Below are 3,522 nucleotides of genomic sequence, written 5' to 3' on the forward strand. Positions count from 1 at the left end.
CCTCTCGATGTTCGTGTGTGCGGTTCACTTGGGTGCGCCGGCGCAGGCGTCTACGGGGTGCTGATCGGCTCCTCGGTGAGTGCGAAGAGCAGGTGTAGCGAGTGACCTGGATTCGGGGGCGTGCTGACCTCGTGTGTCATGCCCTTGGGCAGGATCAGCACGTCACCGGAGCGCATGACGAACTCCGTGGGGTCGCTGCCCCGGGCCGGCCAGACCCGCCACCGCTTCGCACCCCGCATCTGCACGATCAGGCCAAGCCAGGCGTCATCGTGCGCACCGAGATTGCGGTCGCCGGCCTGCGACTCGTACGCCGTGCAGATCACCTGCCGCCGCAGCATCCCCGCCAGGTGGAGCGAGACCAGGCTGTGCCAGCCGTCGCTACGGACGTCCAGGCTCTCGTACACCCGAGTCCGCGGCCGGTCCCGGTACCCCCGAGCAGCCCTGCCCGGGTCATCCGTGCGGTGGAAGTCCGTGCCGTCGATCAGGGCAACGGTCTGGCCCGGCATCCTGCTGCCAGCCACCGGCACGGGGACCTGTTCGATCCACGCAGCGTCGAACGCCTTCAGGTGGCTGGGCTGCTCGGGCGCTGTCCAGATTCGAGGCATCGCCGCCCACCCCAACACCCCCAGAAAGGAGCTTGCCGTGCTGTACGGCGAGACCTCTGTCACGCGCATGATCCCGAATCCTCTACCAGTACCAGTGGCCTGTGCTGCCGTCGGGTCGCTGGGTGGCGTGGCAGGAAGCGGCCTGCAACTGCTCGGCGTGTGCGCTGAGGGCGGTGTCGGACGGATCGAGAACCTGGGTCATGTGCAGCAGGTCGGCATCCCTCAGGTCGGATATCTGCCGCGGACGAAGTTCGAGGATTCCCCGGTCCGTGTTGACCGTCTGGACGAGCACGGTGTCCTCGGGGAGGTCCAGGTCCGCAGGGGCGTACAGCAGGCGGAAGGCTGCGCCCGCGGGGTGCCGATTCAGCACCTGGGCCAGTTCGCCAAGCAGTGACTGGGTCTGCTGCCGCACGAGTGGTGAGGTGGCAACGTGCACGTACGTCTCCTCGTGTATCGGGTGGTGGGATTGGGTCCGGCGCACTCGGGTGCGCGCGGTCTGCACCGCCTGCGGACCTGGGCCGGGATGGTCCTGGTGCCGGGCGGAAACCGGGGGGCTAGTTGCACTGCCAGGAGTGCAGGCCGCCGTGGTCGAGGAACAGGGTGCACGGCTCGGGCTCACGGCCGTCCCCCCGCGGGGGTTCACCGTCTGGGCAGTTCTTCAGCTCGACGAACTCGTGCCGCCCGTCGTCGGTCCAGCGGATCCACAGATTGACGGTCTCGTCGATGTCGTCGATGTAGTCGGCGTGGTCACCTGCGGTGTGTGTCGTCAGCTCGCATCCCGCGAACTCGAACTGATGAAGAGCAAGGTCACGTCCGCGGTTGCGGGGGTTGCGGCGCAGATGGTGTTCCAGCTCGTCGCGCGGGAGACGTTTGTGTCCGCGGCACCTCGGCGCGTACATCAGGCGTTCCCCGCGGCGTCTAACTGGTCCATCAGCTCATCGACCGTGAGCACGCGGAACGCGCTGAGCCTGCGGACGAGCTGAGATCCGAGAGTCGCGCGGAGTATCGGGTCGCCGTATGGGATCGGATGGTCCGGCTGACTCACAGGCTTTGCCCCGGCTCCGTCCGGGCGGTAGATGGTGCCGAGCACGCCGTAGAGGGGAGCGGTCTGGGCCAGGTAGACGTCCTCGCCGAGATGGGGGCAGAGCTTCACGGCGGCCCGGATGTGAGATCGGCACACGGGCGGCTGGTTCACCAGGTGGGGGGCCTGCCGTGGATTCTCGTCCTCGGGCCCGGTCAGGAAGGTCCAGCCGAGCGGGGTCCTGGCCGGCCGGTTGCAGATCTGGCAGTGGAGCCACTGCATCGTGATCTGCTGACGGTGAGGGTGGACCAGCTTCCACTCCGGCGTACCGGTCGGCATGCCGCGCCCGTCATGGGGGTTGATCCGGCACCGGCTCCACAGGACGCCCTTGCTGTCCCGGTCCAGGCGGGGAATCTCGTCTTCGTAGCAGAGCAGGCGGGCAACGCTGCTGCTCTTCGCGAAATAGAGGTTGTCGGGTGCGGCCGTCTCGCCCTGCCGGGCGGTGATGAACGGGACGAGTCTGGGCTCGCGCCTGTGCTCGCGCATGGAGGGGGTCTTCTCACTGTTCCTAGGGGGTGGGCCGCTGCTCACGCCGCCTCCTTCAGGCACTGGATGGCGGCAAGACGCTCCAGCAGCTCGTTGACGGACCACGCCAGCCGACGCAGATGACCCACGGCTTGCCGGTGATCGCCAGGCAGACTCTCGGCGCCCACGGCGCGTGCCCGCTGGATCAGGAAGCCGGCTGTCGGGTCCTCGCGGTGGGCTTCGGCGGCGACGGCGATGTTCACGAGCTGAACCAGGTGTTCGCCGAGCGCTTCGGCGAGGTCACGGACGTTCTCCTTGGCCGGCACGACGTTGTCCAGCACCTCGCCGATGTCGTCGAGGAGGGCAGCTCCGTCGAAGGGACGCCACCTGCGGATGCTGTCCAGGACCGTCGCCAGCTCCGCCGCGTCCAGGGGCGGCGTCCAGGCCGGGTCAGAAACGGTCATCGGTACTTCCTGCTGGGGTAGCGAGGTGCAGCCACGATGGGGGCTCGTTTCGAGGTGAAGGCCCTGCGGCCGGGGCCGGATTCTTCCCGGCCGCAGGGGTCGGAACCGTGCTCGTCGGCGTCCTGGGGCGACTTCTGCCGACGAGCACGGCGTCTCAGGGGGTAATGCCGAGCCGGACCGTAGGGCCCCCGGTAAAGGGTCGCTCGGTGGAGGCGCGGGGTGGGCCCAACTGGAGGCGAGGGCGACGGTCGTCATCGCTCCAACTCCTCTGGCACGGCGAGACGGCACCAGGTCTTCGCGCCGGCATCGCTCGTTCCCCAGGTGCCTCCGTGCTCCTTGACCACGGTCTCCACCAGGGCGAGGCCGCGCCCCGACTCGGCGTCCTCGTCGGCCTCCTTGAGCGTCGCGACGCCCGGCATACCGTCGACGACGGCGATTTCCAGGAACCCGTCCCGAACGGCCATCACGAGGCCGATCCTCTTGGCGCCGCTGTGCAGCACAGCGTTGGTCACCAACTCGGAGACGAGGAGCATCACCTCGTCGGTGAGGGCGCCCAGACCGCAGTACCGGATCCGCGCTGCGGCGATCCGGCGGAGAACACCTACATAGTGCGCGTCTGCCGGTCGTGGCTGGCCGCCGCCGTGGCGGGGGTCGATGTCGACCCACTGACTCATCACGTCCCTGTCGCGGAGGGGAGCCGCGTAGGACGGCCGTACGGCTGTCGTCGTCATCACGTCCTCTGGGGGCAAGAGGGAGCGAGCGTGGTGCCTTGCCGCGCCGGCCGGCTAGCTCACGTAGAGCCAGATAACCGTTGGACTGAGAAGCCGTATCTCAACCGATCATGGAACGTGCAAGTCGAACAGGTTTCCCGCCGGGGTGATCTTCTGGCGGTAGGCACATGAAGACA

Annotated in this window: 6 protein-coding genes; all 6 read right to left on the reverse strand. The window is 68.2% G+C overall.

The window, feature by feature from the left end; genetic code table 11:
• Positions 1-50: 50 nt before the first annotated feature.
• The 6 genes from ACFYTE_RS42200 to ACFYTE_RS42225 all read right to left on the reverse strand — a co-directional run bounded on the left by ACFYTE_RS42200 (position 51) and on the right by ACFYTE_RS42225 (position 3,346).
• Complete coding sequence (locus ACFYTE_RS42200; RefSeq protein ID WP_388722610.1) at positions 51-605, reverse strand: JmjC domain-containing protein; 555 nt, start codon at positions 603-605, stop codon at positions 51-53.
• Between the two features lie 82 nt (positions 606-687).
• On the reverse strand, positions 688-1,041 hold the full coding sequence (locus ACFYTE_RS42205; protein WP_388722612.1) for a hypothetical protein: 354 nt from the start codon (positions 1,039-1,041) through the stop codon (positions 688-690).
• Between the two features lie 118 nt (positions 1,042-1,159).
• Positions 1,160-1,504: a hypothetical protein gene (locus ACFYTE_RS42210; RefSeq protein WP_388722614.1), complete on the reverse strand. Its 345-nt coding sequence runs from the start codon at positions 1,502-1,504 to the stop codon at positions 1,160-1,162.
• Positions 1,504-2,172, reverse strand: coding sequence for a hypothetical protein (locus ACFYTE_RS42215; protein WP_388722616.1), 669 nt, complete (start codon positions 2,170-2,172; stop codon positions 1,504-1,506). Before ACFYTE_RS42215 ends, ACFYTE_RS42210 begins: the two co-directional genes overlap by 1 nt.
• Positions 2,173-2,213: 41 nt before the next feature.
• On the reverse strand, positions 2,214-2,615 hold the full coding sequence (locus ACFYTE_RS42220; RefSeq protein WP_388722618.1) for a DUF6415 family natural product biosynthesis protein: 402 nt from the start codon (positions 2,613-2,615) through the stop codon (positions 2,214-2,216).
• A 251-nt stretch (positions 2,616-2,866) separates the two neighbouring features.
• Positions 2,867-3,346, reverse strand: coding sequence for an ATP-binding protein (locus ACFYTE_RS42225; RefSeq protein ID WP_388722620.1), 480 nt, complete (start codon positions 3,344-3,346; stop codon positions 2,867-2,869).
• Positions 3,347-3,522 lie beyond the last annotated feature (176 nt).

The sequence above is a fragment of the Streptomyces sp. NPDC004629 genome (assembly GCF_042873595.1).
Classification (GTDB): Bacteria; Actinomycetota; Actinomycetes; order Streptomycetales; family Streptomycetaceae; genus Streptomyces.